Consider the following 22,825-nt stretch of genomic DNA (forward strand, 5'->3'; position numbering starts at 1 on the left):
GGCCGCGGCCCGCACGGTGCTATCGCCCCGCCTCGGGACGTCACCGATACGACGGGTATCCGAGATCCGGCGGCGGCAGTCGTTCCCGGAGAAACCCAGGAGGTGCCGGTACTGGAGAAAGCCCCGGTAATCGGTGTGACCGAGGCAGTCGATGGCCTGAGTCGCGCATCGACGCTTCCGACACACACGCTGTCAACGTCCTCGGCGAATCCGTCCGAGGCAAGGTAAACGCCTTACAGGATAGGAATAGATATGGCAACCGGATACACCGGCGACCCGACCGAGATCACCGCAGCCGCCAAGAAGTTCTTCACGCACGCCGACACCTTCCGGAACCACTTGGGTATTCTCGAGGGCATCAAGATGGAGTATGCGCCCGCCGTTCAGGGTGCAACCGGAAACGCCATTCAGACGGCCATGCAGGGTGCTCTCGACAAGGGTGGCAAGCTGCATCAGACCTTCATGGAGATCGTCGACGTGCTGAATTCCGCCGGCGCGAACTTCGATAGCAAAGACCAAGAGAACGCGGCGCAGGTCAACAAATACAACATGAATTTCTGATGCGCGGTTAACGCCAGAATGCAATCGGGAAAGGTTTCGAAAAATGGCTTTGAAGAATGATTACGATGCGGTTGAGGGCCTGGTCATCCGGACCGACAAGGTGCTCAGCGACATGACCGTCGACGCGGGCGAGCGGGACACGCTCGCCAAGCTGCTCGCGGAGAATTTTCAGGGTGACGCCGGTAGTGAGAACTACGCCCTGCAGGTTCGCATCATGAAGTTGATCGAACAGTACAATCAGGCACTGACCGATCTCAAGGCGGCCACAAAGGTCGTGTCCGGCATCGACGGTGAGTTCCGCGTCGTCGACACCGGTCAGGCCATGCGGTTCTCGCAGATCGGGCTCTGACGACGCCGGTCCCGATCGCCATTCCGGCGGATCGTCCGGCTCGACACCGGCCGGCTCCGTGAGGTCGATCGGATGCGATCGCGGTGCTCGCGTTGTGCCGGTGCCGCGACCGCTCGGAAATCGAATGCAATCGCCCTCGACGAATTCGTTCGCGAACATCGTCGAGGGCGATCGCATGTCCTGGATGCCGGTCGGCGGGGTGGGCGGACGACTCGTGTCACGTGACGCGTCCGTTCGGGTTTCAAGGGTCTTCTGAGGGCGGCGAGGGGGTGGCCGGTAGGGATGAATGCGAGCTCCGTGCCGAATCCCCATCTCTGGGAATAGCTTAACGTTCTGATTGCACCGCTCGATGTCGATGTACTACTCGCCAAGAGTGGGTACTGGTTGTTAGGAGACTTCCATGCATCTCGCTGTCGATTGGGATCATCTCCCGGTTATCGCTTCGCAACTGGGCGTCAGCGCGGAGGATCTGATGCTGATGCTGGGGGCGGCCGCTCCCGCCGCTGTCCCGGCCCCGCCGGGTCTCGATGACGTGAGCGCGCTCATCCCCGTCGCGTGCGCCAAGCAGGCGGGGCTGTTCTTCCCCACCACGGCAAACGGAATCGCCCTTGGCACCGATGGTGCGGGCGCTCTACCGGAAGTGGGCGCCGCCTTCGCTGCCGGCGACATCGTCGGCCATGGCCAGGTGCTCAGCAGAGCAGCCGCGTTCTAGGCGCGGACAGCGCGAGCGAAAGCTGACGAGATGCTTGCTGTGGTACTCGGCGCGCTGGGGCCGGAGGGGATCATCGCCCCGGTGCTCGCCGGCGATGGGGTCGCCACGACGCGGGCGACCGCCAAGGTTTATACGGCAATGGCCGCGCGATTGAATGCCGCCGCGGCCAACACCGACAGTTCGATACTCCAGATGAGTGCGACGTTCCAAGCGCTCACCGCGGACCAGGCACAGGCGGCATTCCGCAAACATGCGGCATGGTTGCGTGAGCAGGCGACCGTGGCCGAGGCAACCGGCCAGTTGCTGGACCGAGCGGCTGACATCTCCACTGCGGCGAAGGCCGCCATGGGGGTCCTCGCCGCCAAGGCCGCTCAGGTCCGGGCCCAAGAGGGTATCGCGCTCGGCGGCGGCTTCGGACCGTTGAGCGGGGCGGCCCTCCTCGAAGCCGAAGCCGAGTTGCTTGCGCTCAGAGGGGCCGCCCTCGGCGTCATGGGCGCTTATGCCAACGCGCTGGTGCCCACGCTCGCCGCATTGCCGCCACCGCTCGAGGCGCCCCCGATTGTGACGGGCGGGCCAGGGCCGGGCCCGCAGACGCAAAACGTGTCTTACGACAACCCGACCGACTACACCGGTAGCGACTTCACCAAGACGGACCTATCGTCGACGTCTACGGGCGATGGGCCGACCGGAACGGACAACAACACCGGATCGGGCGGTGATCAGAACCCCACCGACACCACACAGCCCACCGACACCACCCAGCCAACTGATCCCACTCAGCCCGCGGATCCGACCCAGCCGACGGATCCGATGGACCCGGCCACGAATCCCGAGCAATTGTCGCCGGACCCGAACGCCAATGGCTGGTCCGGGGATTCGGGAATGAACGGCATGGGAGACGGAGCCACGAACGATTCCTGGCTCTACGGCACGTCGCAGAACTCGCCGACGTTGGCCGCATTGAGCGGTGGGGCCGGGAGTCTCGTCGCGCTCAATATGGCCCGCGGCGGCCTCGGATCGATGCCAGGAGCCGCGACCGGTTTCCGGATGCCGACCAACTGGAATCCAGGAGCCGGGCGGGCCTTCGGCGCCATGCCGCAGCAAGCGGCGTCCGGACCGATGGCCAGGAAGGGCCCGCCGCGCGGTGCGGTTGCGCCCAAGGCGCGAATGCGACGACGCCGCGACGACGAGAAGAGGTCGTCGAAGGTGTTCGTCCCTGGCGAACCGCAGGATGTTCCGGTACTCGAGCAACCTCCTGTCATCGGGGTCATCGAGTACGAGGACCGGGACGGCCGAGACGAGCCGATGCTCGAATCGGTGCTGGCGGTCGGCGTCATAGAGCGAAACGACAACGAAGACGAAGCGGTGCTCGCCTCCCCAGAACGTCCTCGGTGAAGCGCGCCGAGGCCGATCCAGTCGAAGGAGATGATCACAATACATTCGAGGAAGGTGTGGAAGACGATCCGGTCGCAATCGACCTGAATGTCGATGCGGCCCTGCTGTTACAGCATCTGGTCGACATCGAGTCCTATCCGCCGGTATTGGCGCTGCTGCCGAACATCTACCGCATCGAGGATCGGGATCGGGTACATGCCGTAGTCGCCGCGCAGCTCACCGAAGTGGGCGTGCTCGAGGACGGACGCGTGCACCCGGTCGTCGAGCATTGGCTGCGGTGCCTGTACCGGCCGGACGTGGAAATGGCGGTACGGATCCTGGACACCGGCTTGGATGGCCAGCCGAAAGGAATGGTGCGGATGTCACTGGTGCGCGCGGGCGAGACCCATGTACTCGCGGTGCGCTCCGACGACCATGTCGTCATCCAGTCGGTGTTCCAGCAGGACGACCAGCTCGACACCTTGCCGGCGGCCGTTCTCGCCGCTCTCGGTCCGGCGCCGGTGTTGCAGTTCGAGCCGGTCGCCGCGACGGTGGAGCAATTCGGCGAGATTCCCGATGAACAGGACGAACGGCGGCGCGCCCTGGTAGAACTCGGGGCGGAACCGCATGCCGCCGCGGTGCTGAGCCGGGTGCTGGACGAGGTGGTCCGACGGGCCGAAGTGGTGATCATCGAGCACCACGACGGCAGCTCCGCGCAGTCCGTATCCAGCGTGAACGTGGTGGATACGCTGTCGGGGCGATTCATCGTGACTCCGAGCGTCGCGATGGACGGACGGAAGTGGGCAAGATATGCGCCGGGCGATGACGCGGCCCTACGGTCGGGTATCGGGGCGTTGATCGACCTGCTGCCCGGTCGAAGTTGGTTCGACACCAGCAGAACGAGCTGAACGTCGGACCGTGTTTGTCGAGAGGACGACGGAAATGAACCGAGCACCGAGCAGAAACGGTCATGAGGCCGAGTCCGCGCGCGCTCGCGGCGGTTACGACGCGTACTTCGCACCGACGAACGAGCTGACCGACGCGGCCGTCGCACCCGGCCCCGCCCCCGAGGCCCGGCAGGACGCCGACAACCCCACGCCCGCTGACCCCGTGATCGGCCCGCCGCGTGAGCCACGGCCGCCCGCCGGGGAACCCGATCCACGCTCGACCCAGGCAATGGTGACGCCGCCGACTGGCGCGAGCACGCTGCCTCCGCAAATGAATGCGCAGGCAAGCACGCCGCCGCCCCAGACGAATGTCCCGCCCGCGCAGACGAGTACGCCACCACCTCAGTTCAATTCCGCTCCGCCGCAGGCGGGTACGCCTTCGCCGGATTACTCGGCGCCGCCTGCGGCAGCGCCGAGAGCAGCGCAACAGTATTCGGCACAGCAGCGGTCCGCCGAGCAGTACCGAGCCGAGCAGCAGTCCGCCACGCAGTCTCAAGCGATCGCGCGCACCGACGCCGCATCCGCGAATGAGGAGTGGTCGTCCGGCTCGGCGACCCCCTGGGTCCCCGAGCGCGTCGACCGCACCGCCTATGAGCCGACGCCGCGGATCGAGGTGCTGCCCGCCGCGCTCAGTTCGATCGAACTGCTCGCCGACATCTCCGCCGCGAAACGCGCGCAGCTGCGCTCCTCCTCCGGAATGCGGGGTGCGCTCAACAAAGTCGGTTTCAACCTCGGGCTCTCGCCCGCTGAACAGCGTGCCGAGGACCGCAAAGCGCGAATCCGGACCCAGCTGACCACGACCTATCAGATCGCGGTGATCAGCGTGAAGGGCGGCGTCGGCCGCACCACCACCGCGGCGACGCTCGGCTCGACTTTCGCGGGCCTGCGCCCGGACCGGGTGGTCGCGATCGACGCGAACCCGGACTTCGGCGACCTCTCGACCCGTACCTGCAGGCACCCGTACGGCTTGACCCTGCGCGATCTGGCGCAGTCGCAGAATCTCGACGCGTTCTCCGCGGTGCAGTCGTTCACCTCGATCAACTCCTCCGACCTCGCGGTGATCGCCTCGCCGTGGAGCACGGAGGCCACCGAGGCGTTGTCCGGCCGGGAGTACAGCACCGCCGTGGAAGTCCTGCGCAAGCACTTCAATCTGCTGGTGGTCGACTGCGGGACCGGCGTACTGGATTCGGTGACGTCGACGGTGCTGCAGACCAGCGACGCCGTCGTGGTCGTCACCCCGGCCACCGTCGGCGGCGTCACGGGCGCGGTGGCCACCTTGAACTGGCTGAGCTCCCATGGCCTGCAACACCTGATCGCGAAGTCGATCGTCGGCATCGTGCACCACCAGCCGCTGAAGCCGACCGTCGACGTGGACGCGATCGAGAAGCTGTTCGAAACCGCGCAGCGCCCCACCTGCGTGCTGCCCTACGATGCGCACCTGGCCGAAGGCGGCGAGATCGACCTGCGGTTGTTGGAAAAGGAGACCGTGCTCGCGTTCGAGGAGCTGGCCGCCTGGCTGGCCGATGGATTCCCTGGATACCTCTCCAGCGGCGCCGACAACTCCGGTGACCGCGGAGGGTGGCGATGAGTACTGCCGTCGCGCCCGCGCCTGCCGGGACGCAGCCGTCGGCGGAGGTCGCACGGGCTCGGATCGCCGTGATGATCTCCACGTATCAGGTCGATGTGGTGGTGCCGACCAAGTTCACCATCGAGACGTTCATCGACGACCTGCTGGTCGTGCTGGCCTCGGCGATCGACGACGAGAACGTCGATTTCACGCCGCCCCAGGGGCAGTGGAGCCTGGCCCGCCCGGGCGAGCCGCCGATTCCGCGCTGGCGCAGCCTCGCCGACCACGACGTCACCGACGGCACGGTGCTGATGCTGTCGGTGGTCGAGTCGGCGGAGGTGTTCACGCCGGTGGTGGAGGACATCACCGACGCCCTCGCTCTGATCAACGAGCGCGAGTTCGCCGAGTTCGACACGAACACCGCCGCGATCGTCGGTCTGGCCGTGCTCGGGATCGGGGCCTCGGCGGTGGCCGCCATGCTGGCCTGGTCGTGGACCATGACCGGTTCGACCTTGTGGTGCGGCCTGCCCGCCCTGTTGCTCGGCGGGCTGTGCTGGGCGGGCGCCGCGCTGTCGCGCAGGCGCAACACTCCGGCGATGATCACCCTCGGCTTGACGCTGGCGGCGACGCCGCTGCTGTTCGCCGGAGGTGCCATGCTGGTCCCGCCCGCCTACGGTCAGCCGGGCCCGCTCGCCGCGGCCAATCTGGCCGCTGGAGCGGTGGTCGCCGCGGTGGCCGCCGCCACCATGATGCGGTTGAGCAGGATGGGTATCGCGACCCTGATGGCGGTCACGGTGCTCGGGATCGCGTTGACCGTCGCCGCCTTGCCGCTGACCTATGTGGAGCTGTCCGTCGGGCAGGTCGCGGGTGGAGTGGTGTTCGTCGGAATCGTGCTGCTGACCATGGCGCCGCGTTTGGCCGTGGTCATCGCGCGCATCCGGCCGCCGGATCTGCCCGACCCGGGCAACGAGGTCTCGCCGACGACGCTGACCGACATCTTCGACGCGGAGACGGTGCGCGAAGGGGACGAGCACACCGCGGTCGGCGAACGGCAGCGCACCGCGGAGGAGGCCGGTATCGAGGGCCGCGCGCGGCTCGCGGTGACCAGCCTGCGCGGCCTGATCGCCGCGATCTCCACGGTGCTGGCCCTCTCTTCGGTGATCTCGGCCGCGGTCAGCCCCGGTGGCATCCGCGAGATCGTCATGGGGGCCGCGATCGGCGGCCTGCTCGCGATGCGCGCGCGCTGGCACCCCGACCGGGTCCAGGCGATCGCGCTGATCGCCGGGTCTGTCGTCACCGTGTGCGGGATCGGCTTCGTCGAGGTGGGCGCCTACGAGACCCCGATCGCGCGTCTCGTGGTCGGACTCGTGGTGGCGTTGGCGGCGTGCGCGGCGTGTGTCGCCGCGCTGCGGTTGCCGGGCAAGCGGCTGTCCCCGGTCACCCGCCGTGTCATCGACTTGGTGGAATACGCCCTGATCCTGATGGTTCCGGTGATCGCCTTCTGGATCATGGGCGTTTACACCGCTATGCGAGGAATCTGATGAAGGTCGGCAGTGCCGCGGTCGCGGTTCTCGCCGGGGTGATGCTGGCGATCACCGCCGCCCCCGCTGTCGCGCTGGAGCCGCCGCAGGTCGTGGTCGGCTCGCCGCCCGCGGACGACCCGCCGGGCCCCGAGGAGCCGATGAAGCAGCAGAAGGGCTGCCTTGCCTCGGGCGTGCTGCCCGACAGCGACCTCAGTCGCACCCCACCGGCGGAACTCGCGCTGGATCTGCGCCGCGCCAAGGCGCTGAGCCGGGGCGCCGGAGTGACTGTCGCCGTCATCGATACGGGGGTGCAGCCTCACCCGCGTCTGCCCAACCTGGTCGGTGGTGGCGACTACCTCGCCGCCGGCGGCGACGGACTGTCCGACTGCGACGCGCACGGCACGCTGGTCGCCGGAATCGTCGGCGCCACAGCGGATCCCACGGACGGATTCTCCGGTGTGGCGCCGGACGCGCGGATCATCTCCATCCGCACCCGTTCCGGCGCGTTCAGCCCCGAGCGCCCGAGCTCCGATCCGAGCCAGCGGATCGCCGTCGAGATCCGGACCCTGGCCAGGGCGATCACTCGCGCCGCTAACCAAGGCGCCGGTGTGATCATCGTGTCGCTGCCGATCTGCATGCCGGTGGACGCGCAGGCGGATCAGTCCATGCTCTCGGCTGCCATCGGCTATGCCGTTCATGTGCGCGGAGCGCTCATCGTGACCGGCGCGGGCAACGCCGGGGGTGGCGCCAATTGCGCGCAGAACCCTGACATCGATTCGACGCGCCCCGCCGACCCTCGCAACTGGCGCGACGTGAAGACGATCTCCACACCGGGGTGGTTCGGCGCCGACGTGCTCACGGTGGGATTCACCACCGCGACCGGCGCGCCCATGCCGGATTCCCTCACCGGACCGTGGGTTTCGGTCGCCGCACCCGGCACCGGCATCGAGTCGCTCGGCCCGAGCGGCGGCGGCCTGATCAATGGCGTCGGCGAACCGGACAAGCTGGTGCCGGTCGGCGGCGCGTCGTTCGCCGCGGCTTATGTGGGCGGTGTGGCCGCGCTGTTGCGCTCGCGGTTCCCCAACGAGACTCCGCGAGAGATCGCCTCCCGCCTGCAAGCCAGCGCGCACGCTCCGGCGCGCGGCATCGACAACATGGTGGGCGCTGGGATGATCGACCCGCTGGCCGCCCTCAGCTACCGCACACCGCCCCAGCAACCCGCGGGCCTGTTCCGGTCCTCGGAACTGCCGATTCCTCCTCCGCCGCGGGCCAAGGATCTGCGTCCCGCCGTCACCGCGACCGTCGTCATCCTCGCTGCCGTGCTGCTCGGGTTGGCGGGAAGCCACCTGAGTTCCGCGATGCGGAGGCGCCGGTGAGTTTTCCGAGCGTACGGGTCGCCGGCGTCGAGCGTGGTCCGTTCGCCGCCTTCGTCGTCGTGGGCAGCCCCCTGTTGGTCGGGCTGTCGGCCAAGACGCCGTGGTGGGTGAGCGCGGTGGTGGTCACGGTCCTGGTCACCACGGTGACCGTCCGGGTGAACGGGCGGACCGCGATGCGCTGGCTGCTGGACTGGGCGGCCTACCGCACCGGCCGGACCGCGCGGGCGCGCGAACGCACACAGTCGGCGAAGATCCAGGACGTACAGGTCGCCGCGGGCGTGTGCGGCGTGAACGAGGCGGGCGACACGCTGATCGCGATGATCCAGCTCGCGCCCAACCTCGATCTGCCCACTGTGATCGCCGAGCGAACCCTCTACACCGAGGACACCATCCCGGTGGACCTGCTGCTACCGATGTTGGACCAGTTCGGCATCGCGGTCGACATCGACATCGTCACGACCGGTCAGCGGGTCCGCTCCACCGGCAGCTACAGCATGCTCTACGACCAGCTGATCGGTTCCCACCCGGTGGTGGGCGACCGGCTGACCTGGCTGGTGGTCCGGCTCGATCAGGAACGCAATCTGGCGGCGCTGAGCAAGCGCGGGCCGTGCTCGGTGGTCGCCCCCAAAGCGCTGGCCAGCGCCACGCATCGGATCGCGGGGCGGCTGCGCGAGCGTGGCATCGCCGCGCAACCGTTGCCCGCCGCCGCCCTGCGGGACGCGACGCGCCTGCTGCACGCCGGAATCGAACTGTCCGACCTTCGGGAGACCTGGAGCAATCTGCAGACATCGGTCCCCGGCCGGTGCGTGACCAGCTTCCTGATCGACTGGTCCCGATTGGGCGGGGTGGGCCTGGACGACTGCTGGACCTGGAACCGCGGCCGCACCACCCTGGTGGTGAGCCTGACCTCCGACACCGATGGGCCACGCGCCCTGGTCCGGTTCATCGGCCCGGCTGTCACCACCGAACCGCCGGACTACCTGCGGCTATTGGGCGGCGACCAGTCGAAGGCCCTGCTGGCGTCGTTGCCGACCGGCGGCTCCATCCGCACCTTGCGCGGCTTCGAGTCCGGCGCTGACATCGCGCCCGAGGATCTCGCTGCCGAGCTGGCCATCGCGATCGGTCCGAACGGCCAGATCCTCGGCGCGATCAGCGGCCAGCCGCGCCACACCCTGGCGTTGCCGCTGTTCGACCCGGCCCGGTTCAACCCGCGCAGGCGCACCATCGACGTTCACGCCAAGCTGCCCGTCGCTCAGCAGATCATCCTGCGGGCGATGGTGGTCGGCGCGGACGTGGAGATCCATTCGGCGCGGCCGGACAGCTGGCGCCAGCTCGTGACCGCGGTCGGCGACCCGCGCTCCATGCGCTTGGCCGACCCTGGCGACGAGCACACCGGCGCAGCGAATGCGGAGGCGGAGATCCCGGCCACCATCGCGGTCTTCGACCATCTGCCGCCGCGTGCGTCCAACGCGCACACGACGGTCACCATCAGCGAGCCCGGCGGTCCGCGCAGGCGTGCGGTCGATCTCGCGATCAACCAGGTCAGCGCGACCGCGGTGGACGTGAGCATTCCGATGCGCACGGTGCGGGTTGACCTCATCGAGCCGAGAGGCGAAACCCGATATTTCGATACTGTCGACGGCCCGCCCGCGCATCCCGCGGGGGCATCCGGACCCGTGGTTGCACCTCCGCAACCCGGTGGCCGTCGCGTGAGCTGATGGGAGCGGTCGGTTAATGTCTATCACCGTGGTAGCGGACACCCATTCCGATGGTGGCGAACTCCCTCATCAGGACGCCGGGGACGCTCTGACCCCGAGACAGGCAGCTGCGGCGATCTTCTCCAGCCGGTTATCGGAGCTGATCGCGGAATCCGTCGTCTCGACCGAGGACGGATCGACGCGGTCGCTGACGCTCTACTCGCTGGCGCAGCACCTGGAACTGGCCTACCCGGACGTGCCGGTGTCGCAGTCCGGCCTGTACCGGCTGATCCACGGTGACGCGATCCCGCGCCTGGATTTGGTGATCGCGCTGGCCCGGGTCTTCGACGTGCCGCCGGAGTACTTCGTGACCGAGGAGAAGAAGCGCTGACCCGGACGGTCGGCTGTTCTCTCCACCGGGAATAGCGTCGGCTCGGCGGGCGGCTCCGTCCGGTTACGATCCGGACCATGCCCGCCGAGGACCCGGGAGACGTTTTTCTCCGTCATCGAGGTGCGGTCCTCGACACGCTGCTCGCCGATCCTTCGCTCGGGTCCTCTGCCGCGTCGTCCGGCGCCGGCGTCGACTTCGACGGCGGGGCGGAGCTGGGCGGTGCGGAGAACAGCGTCGCGTCGCTGGGATTGCCCGATCTCGACTCGGAGCCGCGTGACGTCGCGCCGCGGCGTCGCACCGGCGATGGGCCGAAGGCGAGCGAACGAATTCTCGCACTGCTGAACGGGCAGGCGCAGGATTCGACCCCGGCGATGGATCTCGCCAACGACTACTCCTCGGTCGCCGCCCGAACGAACGCGCCGTCCGAGCCGGAGCCGGAGCCGGAACGCACGTCCACCGCCACGGCCAACCGGCTCCCGCCCGCCCAGCAGATCGCCAAGGATGCGCTGGTCCAGCTGCGCAAGCCCAAAGTCGCGTTGATCGTCGCCGCGGTGGTCGCCGTGCTGCTGTTGCTGTTGCTGATCACCACCGGTGGCGGGGAGAAGAACACGGCGCAGAACCAGCTTCTGGTGGTCACGCCGCCGCCGACCTCTGCCGCGTCCTCGGCCTCGCCCGCGCCGCCGTCGAGCTCGATCATCCAGCCGAAGTCCGCGGAGTCGAAGTGCCCGCCCGGGAGTACCTCCGGGATGGACGCTTTCGGCGGGCAGACGGGCAAGGCCTGGTCCTGCGTGCGCGCGTACAAGGTCGATGGTCAGGTCATCACCATCGACCTGGGCAAGACCTATCAGATCGACTCGATCGGCATCGTGCCCGGCTGGGATCACATCAGTGCGGACGGCACCGACCAGTGGGCGAAGTATCGGACCGTCAGCCGGGTTTCGTACCAGTTCGACGACGGCAACAAGACCGTCTACACGCAGCCGACCCTCGATCAGCGGACGTTGGTGGTGACCAAGATGGAGCCGGCGGTGAGCGCCTCGAAGATCGTGCTGACCGTGCTGGAGTCCAAGGGCGACGCATCGATCAACACCACTGCCATCGCGTCCATCGTCATCACGGGGCACTGAGGTGTCTGCGCTGCCCGAACTCGCCTGCCAGTACTGCGGCCACCGCAACACCGGCGCCGATTCCCGCTGTGCGCATTGCGGAGCGCCGCTGCGCGCGGCCGTCGACGCGGTGCGATCCGCTGCGGAGAAGCTGCCCGCCCAGGCCGCCGAAGTCGCCGAGAAGGTCGGCGGCGAGGCGAAAAGGTTTGTCGACAAGGCATATCCGCGCTGGCAGTGGCGGGCGGTCGGGGTGCTCGGGTTGCTGATGGTCGTGGCCGTCGTCTGGGGTCTGCGCTCCTGTTCGCCGTCGCTGCCGTCGCTTGCGCAGGGGAGCGCGCCGGTCCGGGCCATGCCGGATCTGCTGCGCACGGCGGCGACCTGTCAACCGCTGGATTCCGGCGGGCAGCGGGAGAAGTGCGTTATCGCCGCCACCGACCCGATGTTGTTCGGCAATATCGCGGGCGGCCGGGACCTGACCTTCTACGCCGAACTCCTACCGCAGGATCGTCTGGCCGACAGCATCTCTCGATGGCGCGGCGCGGGCGGGACGGCGCTGGTCGACGGTCCCGTCTACGCGGCGATCGGCCCGTCGGCAACCGTCTGGTACGCGGACACCCGGACCGGCTTCCGGTTGGAGACAAGCAACTTCGCCGGTCGAACGGGCGCGCAGACCTTCCTGTCGCGTGCGGGGCTGGTCCGCTGACGTAGCAGCCCCGCGTCAGCCGGGCTCGGAAAATCCCTGATCCGGACGCCGTAACCCATGTCCGCCAGGGAAAATTATTGTTACACTGTTGATTGTGCCGTTATCTAGCGGTACGTTATGTGAAGTACGAAACACGTACGAGCGCAGTTCTCGGGAAGGCAACGGATCGATGGTGGCAACCACCCAGCAGACGATTTCATCGAAGCGGTTCCGCGATGATCCGACCGATCTGGAAGCGGCGTACTTCCGGTGGATCCAGCCGGGGTCCTCGACGTCGGCGATCACGGATCGGGCCGAGCGGATCTTCCGTCAGCATCTGGAACTGGCGGCCACGCGCGCGCCCGGTTCGGCGACCACCCACGTCTACCGGCCGGACGACAGCGCCGGGGTCGGCGCCGCGATCCAGATCGTCAACGACGACATGCCGTTGCTGGTCGACTCGGTGACCGCCGCGCTGCGCCGCCTGGGCGCCACGGTCACCGAGGTCGTGCATCCGGTGTTCGACGTGTCGCGCGACGCCGACGGCCGGGCGCTGTCCATCGCGCCCCGCGACGGTGTGGCCGAACCGGCGGCGGAGACCGACGGTCGGGCGTTGCGCGAGTCGTGGATCCACGTGCAGCTGGGCGCGGGTCTGTCCGACGAACTGGTCGACCGGATCGAACAGGCCCTGCCGCCGCTGCTGGCCGACCTGCGCCGCGTGGCCGACGACACGCCGACCATGGTCGAAGTGCTCAATACCGTTGCCGACCAGCTCGATCAGGCGGCGCAATGGGCGGGCGACGCGGAGATCCCGCAGACCGCCGGTCTGCTGCGTTGGCTGTCGGACGGGCACTTCACCCCGCTCGGCTACGGCTACTACCACTTCCGCCGCTCCGCGCCGAGCGCCGACGCCCCCTTCGAGCCGTGGCAGCTGCCCGGCACCGGGCTCGGCATCCTCGGCAACGGCGCCACCGCGGACATCAGCGTGCCCGTGGTCGGCGCGAAGCGCACCGTGCTGCGGATGGCCAACGGCTCCGTGGACTCGCTGCTGCCTGGCTCCCGCGATCTGTACTTCATCAGCGTGGCCGATTACGGCGCGAGCGACCCGAGCGGCCGTGCGGCCTGGGGCGATACCGTGAAGATGGTCAAGGGCGAACACGTCTTCGTCGGCACCTTCACCGTCGCGGGCCTGCACGAGAACATTCTCGACATCCCCGTCATCTCCCGGCGCGTGCTGCAGGTCATCGAATGGGCGGGCTTCGGCCTGGACTCGTTCTCCGGGCAGGCCATGCTGGAGATGATGCAGTCGTTCCCGCGGGTCGAGCTGTTCTCCACCGACGCGCGCAGGCTGTTCGAAACCGTCTCCGCGGTCATGAATCTGGGTCTGCGGCGGCAGGTGCGGCTGTTCATCCGGCGCGATTCGCGCAGCGACACCATCTACTGCCTGGTCTACATGCCGCGCGACCGCTACTCCACCGAGGTCCGCGTGCGCATGGGCGAGATCCTGCGCGAGCAGTTCGACGCCGAACAGATCGCGTACTCGGCGCGGGCCACCGAATCGGAGCTGGCCGTCGTCTACTTCACGGTGCACCGCAAGCCGGGCGCCGACGCCGCCGACATCTCCGAGGAGAATCGCGAGCGGATCCAGGAGCTGCTGCTGGCGACGACGTGGACCTGGGGCGACCGGCTGGTCGCCGAGGCCGCGGGCGCGTCCGACGTACCGCAGGCGCTGGCCACCGACTACGCGGCGGCCTTCCCCACCGGCTACCAGCAGGAGCACGAGCCCGCGCACGCGCTCACCGATCTGCGCCGCCTCGAGCGGCTGTCCGATGGGGAGATCGACACCGATCTCTACCGCCAGGGCGACTCCGCCGCACCGGAATGGCGTTTCACGCTCTACGTCGCGGGCGAGGGCATCTCGTTGAGCCGCGTGCTGCCGGTGCTGCACAGCCTCGGTGTGGAGGTGGTCGACGAGCGGCCCTACCGTGTCGTGCTGGCGGACCGGCCGGACCGCTGGATCTACGACTTCGGGCTGCGGGTGACCGCGGCGCCGTTGCGGGAAGCGCTCGCCGCCGAGCCGCTCGCGCAGCTGGCGCACTCCGTCGAGGCCGCGTCGCTGCCGGAAACCAGTGTGCGACGGCGTTTCCCGGATGCCGTGACCGCGATGTGGTTCGGCCGCGCCGAAGTCGACGGCCTCAACGAACTGGTCCTGCGCGCCGGCCTGCACTGGCGTGAGGTCGCCCTGCTGCGGGCCTACGCGAAGTACTTGCAGCAAGCCGGATTCGCCTACACCTTCGGCAACATCACCCGCGTGCTGCTCACCCATCCGGCGACGGCGCGGTCGTGCATCGAGTTGTTCGCGGCGTACTTCGACCCGGACGGCGTCGAGGCGGAGGCCGCGGGCCGGGCCGCGGAGATCGCCGAGCGGGTGCAGGCCGAGATCGACGCGGTGGTCAGCCTGGACACCGACCGCATCCTGCGCGCGCTGTTCGGTCTGATCGAGGCGACCCTGCGCACCAACTACTACCGGCGCGACGCGGCCGGAGCCGCGCTGGATTACCTGTCGCTCAAGCTCAATCCGCACGCGATCGCCGAACTGCCCAAGCCGAAGCCGCAGTTCGAGATCTTCGTGTACTCGCCGCGGGTGGAAGGCGTGCACCTGCGCTTCGGTTCGGTCGCGCGTGGCGGTCTGCGGTGGTCGGACCGGTTGGAGGACTTCCGCACCGAGATTCTCGGTCTGGTCAAAGCGCAAGCGGTGAAGAACGCGGTGATCGTGCCGGTCGGCGCCAAGGGTGGTTTCGTGGTCAAGCAGCCACCGGCGGCCACCGGCGATCCGGCGGCCGACCGGCAGGCCTTCGGCGCGGAAGGCGTCGCCTGCTATCGCACGTTCATCTCCGGCCTGCTGGACATCACCGACAACGTCGATCGCGCGACCGGCGAAGTGCTTCCGCCCGCGCAGGTGGTGCGCCGGGACGGTGACGACACCTATCTCGTGGTGGCCGCCGACAAGGGCACCGCGACGTTCTCCGATATCGCCAACGATGTGGCGCAGAGTTACGGTTTCTGGTTGGGTGACGCGTTCGCTTCGGGTGGTTCGGCGGGTTATGACCACAAGGCGATGGGCATCACGGCCAAGGGTGCGTGGGAGAGTGTCAAGCGGCACTTCCGTGAGATGGAGATCGATACCCAGACCCAGGACTTCACGGTGGTCGGTGTCGGCGACATGAGTGGTGACGTGTTCGGCAACGGCATGTTGTTGTCCGAGCACATTCGTCTGGTGGCCGCTTTCGACCACCGCCACATCTTCCTCGACCCGATTCCCGACGCCGCGCGTTCCTATCAGGAGCGGAAGCGGATGTTCGCGTTGCCGAGGTCGTCGTGGGCGGATTACGACACGTCGCTGATCAGCCCCGGCGGCGGCGTCTACGATCGCTCAGCCAAGGCGATCCCGGTGACGCCCGAGGTGCGCGCGGCGCTCGACCTGCCCGGGAGCGTCACCACCCTGTCGCCGCCGGAGATGATCAAAGCCATTCTCCTGGCTCCGGTCGACCTGCTCTGGAACGGCGGTATCGGCACCTACGTCAAGGCGAGCACCGAGACCAACGCCGAGGTGGGCGACAAGTCCAACGACGCGGTCCGGGTGAGTGCCGACCAGCTCCGGGTCAAAGTGATCGGCGAGGGCGGCAACCTGGGCGCGACGGCGCTGGGCCGGATCGAGTTCTCGCGCAACGGCGGACGGATGAACACCGACGCGCTGGACAACTCGGCGGGCGTGGACTGCTCCGACCACGAGGTCAACATCAAGATCCTGCTCGACGCCGTGGTCTCCAGCGGTGAACTCGCCGTCGACGAGCGCAACCCGTTGCTGGCCTCGATGACCGACGAGGTCTCCGAACTCGTGCTGCGCGACAACATCTCGCAGAACTTCCGGCTCGGGATGTCGCGGGCCGACGCGGCGGGCATGTCCGGGGTGCACGGCAGGCTGATCAACGACCTGGAGCAGCGCCGCGGTCTGGACCGCGAACTCGAGGCACTGCCGACCGAGGCGGAACTGGCTCGCCGCGCCGCCGAGGGGTTCGGGCTCAGCTCGCCCGAGCTGGCGAATCTGATGGCGCACGTCAAACTCTCGCTCAAGGCCGACCTGCTGGCCGGCGATCTGCTCGACAGCGCGGCGTTCGCGTCGGTGCTGCCCGCCTACTTCCCCGCGCCGCTGCGGGAGCGGTTCGCCACGGCGATCGGCAGGCACCCGCTGCGGCGCGAGATCGTGGCCACCGTCGTGATCAACGAGATGGTGGACTACGGCGGCATCACCTACGCCTTCCGGCTCGCGGAAGAGGCCGGGGCGACCACCGACGACGCGGTGCGCGCGTACAAGGCGGCGGTGGAGATCTTCGATCTGCACGCGCTGTGGGAGCGGATCAGGCAGACGCCGATGTCCACGGCGGCGCGCAACGAGCTGGAGCTGGAGACCAAGCGCACGCTGGATCGGGCCGCGCGCTGGCTGCTGTCCAACCGGCCGCAGCCGATCGCGATCGGCGCGGACATCGCCAGGTACCGCGACGGCGTGCGCGCCCTCTCCGGCCAGGTCCCCGGGTGGCTGACCGGCTACCTCAGCGACGACCTCGCCGAGCGTTCGCGGCGGTCGATCACCCGCGGCGCGCCGCGGGAACTCGCCGAGGAAGCGTTCGGCTTGATCCACCGCTTCCCGCTGCTGGACGTGATCGACCTGGCCGACATCGCCGATCGCGATCCCGCCGAGGTCGCGGCGCTGTACTACGCGCTCAACGAGCACTTCCAGATCGAACGGCTGGTGACCGCGGTGGGCGAGCTGGAGCGCGGCGGGCGCTGGCGGGCGCTGGCCCGGCTGGCGGTCCGCGAGGATCTCTACGATTCGCTGCGGTCGCTGACCCGCGACGTACTGACCGCGACCGAACCGCAGGACAGCACCGCGGAGAAGATCGCGTACTGGGAATCGACCAACCGGTCTCGGCTGGCCCGTGCCGGCGCGGCGCTGGCGCAGATCTTCGCGTCCGAGACGCACGATCTCGCGGCGCTCTCGGTGGCGGCGCGGCAGGTGCGCGGCATGGTGAGCGGCGGTGAGTCGACCGTCGCACCGACGGTCGCGGGCTGATCTTCCACCCGATGCCCGGAGGCAGGCGCTCGGCGTCAGCCTCCGGGCATCGGCGTTCCGCAGTTGCCGCAGAACTTGGCGCCGGGCGTCGCTTCCGAACCGCAGTTCGGGCAGTGCCGCGGTTGCGGGGCGAGACGCGCCCCGCAGTTCATGCAGAACTTCGCGCCCGCGGGATTCGCGGACTGGCAAGCGGCGCATGACGTCTGGGCCGTCTCGGGCGCGGCGGCGGGCAATTGCGGCGCGGGGGAGGGGCTGCCGACGTGATGGCCGATCGCGTTCAAACTCAGCGCCGCGCCGAGGAATCCGCCTTCGACGCCGTGGTGGTGCCCGCGCGCGAAGCCTTGGCTCGCGCCGAGTGCGAGCTCGCCCGCGGCATAGCGCTGGAAATCGCCGGTGAGGTTGATGTACTTGACGTCTTTGGCCAGCCGCTTCAGTCGGTCGGCGTCCTCCGGCGCGAGGCTGATGTCGAAGTTACCCATCCGAGGGATGCGCAGCCCGTATTCGTAGAGCGCGGTGTTGGTCTGGCGCAACACGGCCTGCTCGATGGGTTGCAGCTGTGCCGAGAGGCCCAGCACCGGCCAGTCGCCGCCTGCGACCCCCCTGGTCACCGCCATCTTCATGGATTTGAGCAGCAGGTCGGCGCACCAGTTCTGCACCCGTTCCTGGTCGGTGAGATCGGCCGTGCCCGCGAGCGCGGTGAGCAGTTCGGCCGGATCGCGGACGCTCACGGCGAATTCGCCGAAGACGCGCAGCGTCACCACCTGCTCGCTGACCGGGTCGAGGATGTCGTCCAGTCGGCCGCCGAAGCGAATCCCCGGAAACTCGCGCGTGGAGACGAAATACAGTTCGGCGCGGTAGTAGTTGCCGCCGGTGAGGGTGTCGACGAGCGCGCCGAGCACCGGTAGCTCGTCGGCGTCGATGCGGTGGCGTCCCGGGCCCATCGCGCCCACCACACGCCCGGACTTCAGGAAGAGGGCGATCTGGTCGGCGTTGACCATCGCGCGGCTGTACCGGCGGATGTTGACGTCCGGCCACTTGTAGACCAATTGGTTCTTGCGGTCCTCGGGGACCGCGATGAATTCCCGCTCGAACCAGGCCATCTGCGCTCCCTCATCCGATTTGTCTCATCTAGCGTACCGATACGCGGTGGCACGATCAACGAATGTCGCGGCGATCGTCGCTGATCGGACGCCCTTTTTTCAAAGACTTTGATGTCCAGCGTGTTACAAGTCGCGACTCGCTATTGAACGTGCCGCTACATAACGGTACATTGAGCGAAGTTATGATCGCCGTCACGTGAAAGGCCACCGCCATGACCACAGTTCGACCACCCGCGGATGCGCCCGCGCAGGCTGCCGCGCTCGAAGACGAGGACTCGGGCTATCACAAGTCGCTGCGCCCGCGTCAGCTGCAGATGATCGCGATCGGTGGGGCGATCGGCACCGGCCTGTTCCTCGGCGCGGGTGGCCGGCTGGCCAGCGCGGGCCCCGGCCTGTTCCTCGTGTACGCCATCTGCGGCGTGTTCGTGTTCTTCATCCTGCGGGCGCTCGGTGAGCTGGTGCTGCATCGCCCCTCCTCGGGATCGTTCGTCTCCTACGCCCGCGAGTTCTACGGCGAGAAGCTGGCGTTCGCGGTCGGGTGGATGTACTTCTTCCACTGGTGCATGACCGGGATCGTAGACATCACCGCGATCGCGACGTATGTCCATTACTGGGGAGCGTTCGAGGCGATACCGCAGTGGACGATCGCCCTGGTCTCGCTCGCGATCGTGGTCAGCATCAATCTCGTCTCGGTGAAGTGGTTCGGCGAGCTCGAGTTCTGGGCCGCGCTGATCAAGGTGGTCGCGCTGGTGACCTTCCTGATCGTCGGCACGGTGTTCCTCGCGGGCCGCTTCAAGATCGACGGCCAGACCACAGGTCCGAGCGTGATCGCCGACCACGGCGGGCTGTTCCCGACCGGGCTCCTCCCGCTGGTCCTGGTCACCACCGGTGTCGTATTCGCCTACGCCGCCGTGGAACTGGTCGGCACCGCGGCCGGCGAGGCGGAGAACCCGGAGAAGATCATGCCGCGCGCGATCAACTCGGTGATCGCCCGGATCGCGCTGTTCTACGTGGGTTCGCTGGTCCTGCTCGCGCTGCTGCTGCCCTACACCGCGTTCAAGAACGGCGAGAGCCCCTTCGTCACCTTCTTCTCGCGGCTCGGCGTGGAGGGCGCGGGCTCCGTGATGAACCTGGTCGTGCTGACCGCGGCGTTCTCCAGCCTGAACGCCGGTCTCTACTCGACCGGCCGCATCCTGCGCTCGATGTCGATGAACGGCAGCGCGCCCACCATCGCGGCGCGGATGTCCAGCGGCGGCGTGCCCTACGTCGGCATCCTCGCCACCGGCGCGGTCGCGCTCATCGGCGTCGGCCTGAACGCGGTGGTGCCGGATCAGGCCTTCGAGATCGTGCTGAACATGTCGGCGCTGGGCACCATCTTCGCGTGGACCGCCATCGTGGTCTGCCAGCTGCAGCTGTGGCGCTGGTCGCGCACCGGCCGCGCGCAGCGTCCGTCGTTCCGGCTGATCGGCGCGCCGTACACGAGCTTCGCGACGCTGGTGTTCCTCGCCGTCGTGGTCGGGCTGATGGCCTTCAGCGACGACCACGTGCAGCGCGGTGCGGTGATCGCGATGGTCGTCATCATGGCCCCCGCGCTGGTGGGCGGCTGGTTCCTCGCCCGAAAGCGGGTGCTGCAGATCGCGGAGATCCGCCAGGGCATCACCGGTCAGTTCCCGGTCCTGGCCGAGCGCCCGCGCCGCGAATCGGGCGATCCGGTGGTGATCCTCGACAAGCCCGACGAAGAGTAAGGCAGTATCCGCCCCGGGCCGTTCGTCCGGGGCGGATCTATTCCCAATGTCGGGAACAAAACCAGCGCGCATCGACAGGCGACGGACCAGAATGAAACCGCGATCACACGGCGGGTCTGAGAGGTTCGTATGCCGGAGCACCCCAGCGCATCCGACCGTCCACTTGCGCACCCTTGGGCGAATCGGCGCATGCGCGGTACCGACGTGCCCCGGCGAACTGCTCACCCCTGGGCAACTCGGCACCTGCTCAAGACCGAAGTGCCTCCGCTACCACCCAATCCGTGGTCGACTCCACGGTATGTCGAGAAACCACGTGCCGTGGCAGTCGACTCGGTTCCGAGCGCCGTCGAACCGGCCGACCGGGACGGCGACGAGCACACCATCGGGACCGCCGAGTTGTTGCTCGGCGCACTCGAGTCCGACCCCGGTTCCGGGCGCAGCGCGCGCTCGCGGCCGAGCGGGCGCAGACTGGGCGGCGGCCTGGTGTCCATGCCCAAGGTGAGCCCCCTCGACCCGCGCACCGCGGTGATGCAGAACCCGGAAGTGCCCGAGCACAAACGGTTTTGCTGGAAATGCCAGCAGCCGGTCGGCCGCACCACCGAAGCGCGGCCCGGCGCCGTAGAAGGCGAATGCGGAAGATGCGCTTCGCCGTTCAACTTCCGGCCCCTGCTCCAGCCGGGGGAGATGGTCGCCGACCAGTACGAAGTGCAGGGCTGCCTGGCCCACGGCGGGCTCGGATGGATCTACCTTGCGATCGATCGCAATGTGAGCGACCGCTGGGTGGTGTTGAAGGGGTTGCAGAACCCGCTCGACTTCGAGGCGCACGTGGTGGCCCTCGCCGAACGCCAATTCCTTTCCGAGGTGGCCTATCCCGGCATCGTCAAGATCCACAACTTCGTCAAGCACCGTTCCGGGCGCGACGTGGCCGACGGCTACATCGTCATGGAGTACGTCGGCGGACGCTCGCTGAAGAAAATGCTGGATCTGCGTGCGCCGGAACGCATTCCGGCGTCCGAGGCGATCGCATTCATGATGGAGATCCTGCCCGCGCTGGACTATCTGCACTCGTTCGGCCTGGCCTACAACGATCTCAAGCCCGACAACATCATGGTCAGCGAGGACGAGGTCAAGCTGATCGACCTCGGCGCGGTGGCCGCGATGGAGTCCTACGGCAGCATCTACGGCACCCCGGGCTATCAGGCGCCCGAGATCACCGAGACCGGCCCGACGGTCGCCTCGGACATCTACACCGTGGGGCGGACGCTGGCCGCGCTGGTGCTGGACATGCCCAAGAACGCCGACGGACACCAACTGCCCGGCGTCCCTTCGCCGGACGATCAGCCGCTGCTGCGGGAATATCCGGCGTTGCGCAGGCTGCTGTGCCGGGCGACCGATCCGGATCCGCGGCGCCGCTTCCCGACCGCCTACGCGATGTACGGCCAGCTCGCCGGCGTGCTGCGGATGGTGCTGGCTTACGACACCGGGAAGGAACATCCGCAGGCGTCGCTGGAATTCGGCGCGATGCGCGGCGATTTCGGGATCGAGACGTTGATCGGCCAGACCGACGGCATGACCGACGGGCGGCATCGCCTGCCCGCGCTGGACGCGCCGAGCGTCGTCGCCGCCCTGCCGGTGCCGCTGATCGACAGCGAGGATCCCAGCGCCGATCTGCTGTCCACACTGCTGCACGGCGATCCGAGGCACGCCCTGGACGCGTTGCGCCGCACCGCCGACCGGATCGTCTCCGGGACCATCCCGGAGCCGGAGACGTTCGAACTGGAGGGCACGCTCACCGCGGTGCGCGCGCACCTGGACCTGGGCGAGGTGGTGCCCGCCTGCGACCGGCTCGCCGATCTGCGGCCGGACTACGGCACGGACTGGCGCATCGAGTGGTACTCGGCCGTCGCCGCCCTGCTGGACGGGCAGTACGAGCGCGCCTACGAGTACTTCGACCTGGTGCACGGCATGCTGCCCGGTGAGATCGCCCCCGCGCTGGCGCTGGCGGCCACCGCCGAGCTCACCCTCCAGCATCTCGGGGATGCCGCGGGCGACCACTGGCATCGGCTCGCCGAGGAGTACTACCGCACGGTCTGGCGGACCAATCACGGCGTGGTGAGCGCGGCGTTCGGCCTGGCCCGCAGGCTCGCCGCCGACGGCGGCCTGCTGGAAGCCGTCGAGGTGCTCGATCAGGTGCCGGAGGCGTCGCGGTATCAGAACGTGGCGCGCATGACCGGGTGTCTGCTGCTGGTCTCGCAACCGATCCCGGAGACCACCGAGGCCGACCTGCTGGAGGCGGCCGCGCGGCTGGACGCCGCGCCGGACGAACCGCGGGCGCTGCAACTGCAGGTGATCGTGGTGGGCGCGGCGCTGGAGTGGGTGCGCGCGGGCGGTCAGGCCGCCACTGCGGAGGCCACCCTGCTCGGTTTCCCGTTCACCCCGCTGGGGCTGCAACGCGGGCTCGAGTCGAGCCTCCGGGCGCTGGCCCGGATCGCCCCGCACCGGCTGCACCGTTACCGCCTGGTCGACCTGGCCAACTACGTGCGGCCGAAGTCGAGGTGGTGAGC

At 68.4% G+C, this 22,825-nt stretch carries 16 protein-coding genes; 15 read left to right on the forward strand and 1 reads right to left on the reverse strand.

The window, feature by feature from the left end; all coding sequences use genetic code 11:
• Window positions 1–252 precede the first annotated feature (252 nt).
• From ABZW96_RS07100 to ABZW96_RS07160, 13 genes are all read left to right on the forward strand, one after another.
• Entirely contained in the window at window positions 253–561 is a 309-nt protein-coding gene (locus ABZW96_RS07100; RefSeq protein ID WP_355072187.1) for a hypothetical protein, read from the forward strand.
• Window positions 562–673: 112 nt separating this feature from the next.
• Window positions 674–910 carry a hypothetical protein gene (locus ABZW96_RS07105; RefSeq protein ID WP_355072189.1) on the forward strand — a complete coding sequence of 79 codons (237 nt, stop codon included), beginning with the start codon at window positions 674–676 and terminating at the stop codon, window positions 908–910.
• 400 nt (window positions 911–1,310) lie between these two features.
• Window positions 1,311–1,622, forward strand: a complete 312-nt coding sequence (locus tag ABZW96_RS07110) for a hypothetical protein (protein ID WP_355072191.1) — start codon at window positions 1,311–1,313, stop codon at window positions 1,620–1,622.
• Between the two features lie 30 nt (window positions 1,623–1,652).
• Entirely contained in the window at window positions 1,653–3,017 is a 1,365-nt protein-coding gene (locus ABZW96_RS07115; RefSeq protein WP_355072193.1) for a PPE domain-containing protein, read from the forward strand.
• Between the two features lie 56 nt (window positions 3,018–3,073).
• Window positions 3,074–3,904 carry an ESX secretion-associated protein EspG gene (locus ABZW96_RS07120; protein WP_355072195.1) on the forward strand — a complete coding sequence of 277 codons (831 nt, stop codon included), beginning with the start codon at window positions 3,074–3,076 and terminating at the stop codon, window positions 3,902–3,904.
• Between the two features lie 34 nt (window positions 3,905–3,938).
• Complete coding sequence (locus ABZW96_RS07125; protein WP_355072197.1) at window positions 3,939–5,531, forward strand: AAA family ATPase; 1,593 nt, start codon at window positions 3,939–3,941, stop codon at window positions 5,529–5,531.
• Window positions 5,528–7,051: a type VII secretion integral membrane protein EccD gene (gene eccD / locus ABZW96_RS07130; protein WP_355072199.1), complete on the forward strand. Its 1,524-nt coding sequence runs from the start codon at window positions 5,528–5,530 to the stop codon at window positions 7,049–7,051. Before ABZW96_RS07125 ends, eccD begins: the two co-directional genes overlap by 4 nt.
• Window positions 7,051–8,409 carry a type VII secretion-associated serine protease mycosin gene (gene mycP, locus ABZW96_RS07135; protein WP_355072201.1) on the forward strand — a complete coding sequence of 453 codons (1,359 nt, stop codon included), beginning with the start codon at window positions 7,051–7,053 and terminating at the stop codon, window positions 8,407–8,409. Before eccD ends, mycP begins: the two co-directional genes overlap by 1 nt.
• Window positions 8,406–10,127, forward strand: a complete 1,722-nt coding sequence (eccE, locus tag ABZW96_RS07140) for a type VII secretion protein EccE (RefSeq protein WP_355072203.1) — start codon at window positions 8,406–8,408, stop codon at window positions 10,125–10,127. The genes mycP and eccE overlap by 4 nt, the downstream gene beginning before the upstream one ends.
• 16 nt (window positions 10,128–10,143) lie before the next feature.
• Window positions 10,144–10,497 (forward strand): helix-turn-helix transcriptional regulator, encoded by a 354-nt coding sequence (locus tag ABZW96_RS07145; protein WP_039804933.1) that lies wholly within the window; start codon window positions 10,144–10,146, stop codon window positions 10,495–10,497.
• Between the two features lie 77 nt (window positions 10,498–10,574).
• Window positions 10,575–11,624 (forward strand): discoidin domain-containing protein, encoded by a 1,050-nt coding sequence (locus ABZW96_RS07150; protein WP_355072205.1) that lies wholly within the window; start codon window positions 10,575–10,577, stop codon window positions 11,622–11,624.
• A gap of 1 nt (window position 11,625) precedes the next feature.
• Entirely contained in the window at window positions 11,626–12,306 is a 681-nt protein-coding gene (locus ABZW96_RS07155; protein WP_355072207.1) for a hypothetical protein, read from the forward strand.
• A 169-nt stretch (window positions 12,307–12,475) separates the two neighbouring features.
• Window positions 12,476–17,416 carry an NAD-glutamate dehydrogenase gene (locus ABZW96_RS07160; protein ID WP_355072209.1) on the forward strand — a complete coding sequence of 1,647 codons (4,941 nt, stop codon included), beginning with the start codon at window positions 12,476–12,478 and terminating at the stop codon, window positions 17,414–17,416.
• Between the two features lie 35 nt (window positions 17,417–17,451).
• On the opposite strand, the gene ABZW96_RS07165 is transcribed toward ABZW96_RS07160, so the two are convergent.
• Window positions 17,452–18,516: an SPFH domain-containing protein gene (locus ABZW96_RS07165; RefSeq protein WP_355072211.1), complete on the reverse strand. Its 1,065-nt coding sequence runs from the start codon at window positions 18,514–18,516 to the stop codon at window positions 17,452–17,454.
• Window positions 18,517–18,728: 212 nt separating this feature from the next.
• Here ABZW96_RS07165 and ABZW96_RS07170 point away from each other — a divergent pair, with 212 nt between their 5' ends.
• Together ABZW96_RS07170 and ABZW96_RS07175 are read left to right on the forward strand one after the other, a co-directional pair.
• Window positions 18,729–20,261 (forward strand): amino acid permease, encoded by a 1,533-nt coding sequence (locus ABZW96_RS07170; RefSeq protein WP_355072213.1) that lies wholly within the window; start codon window positions 18,729–18,731, stop codon window positions 20,259–20,261.
• Window positions 20,262–20,579: 318 nt separating this feature from the next.
• Window positions 20,580–22,823, forward strand: coding sequence for a tetratricopeptide repeat protein (locus ABZW96_RS07175; protein WP_355072215.1), 2,244 nt, complete (start codon window positions 20,580–20,582; stop codon window positions 22,821–22,823).
• Window positions 22,824–22,825: the final 2 nt, after the last annotated feature.

The sequence above is a fragment of the Nocardia sp. NPDC004168 genome, from assembly GCF_040610355.1.
GTDB lineage: Bacteria > Actinomycetota > Actinomycetes > Mycobacteriales > Mycobacteriaceae > Nocardia > Nocardia sichangensis.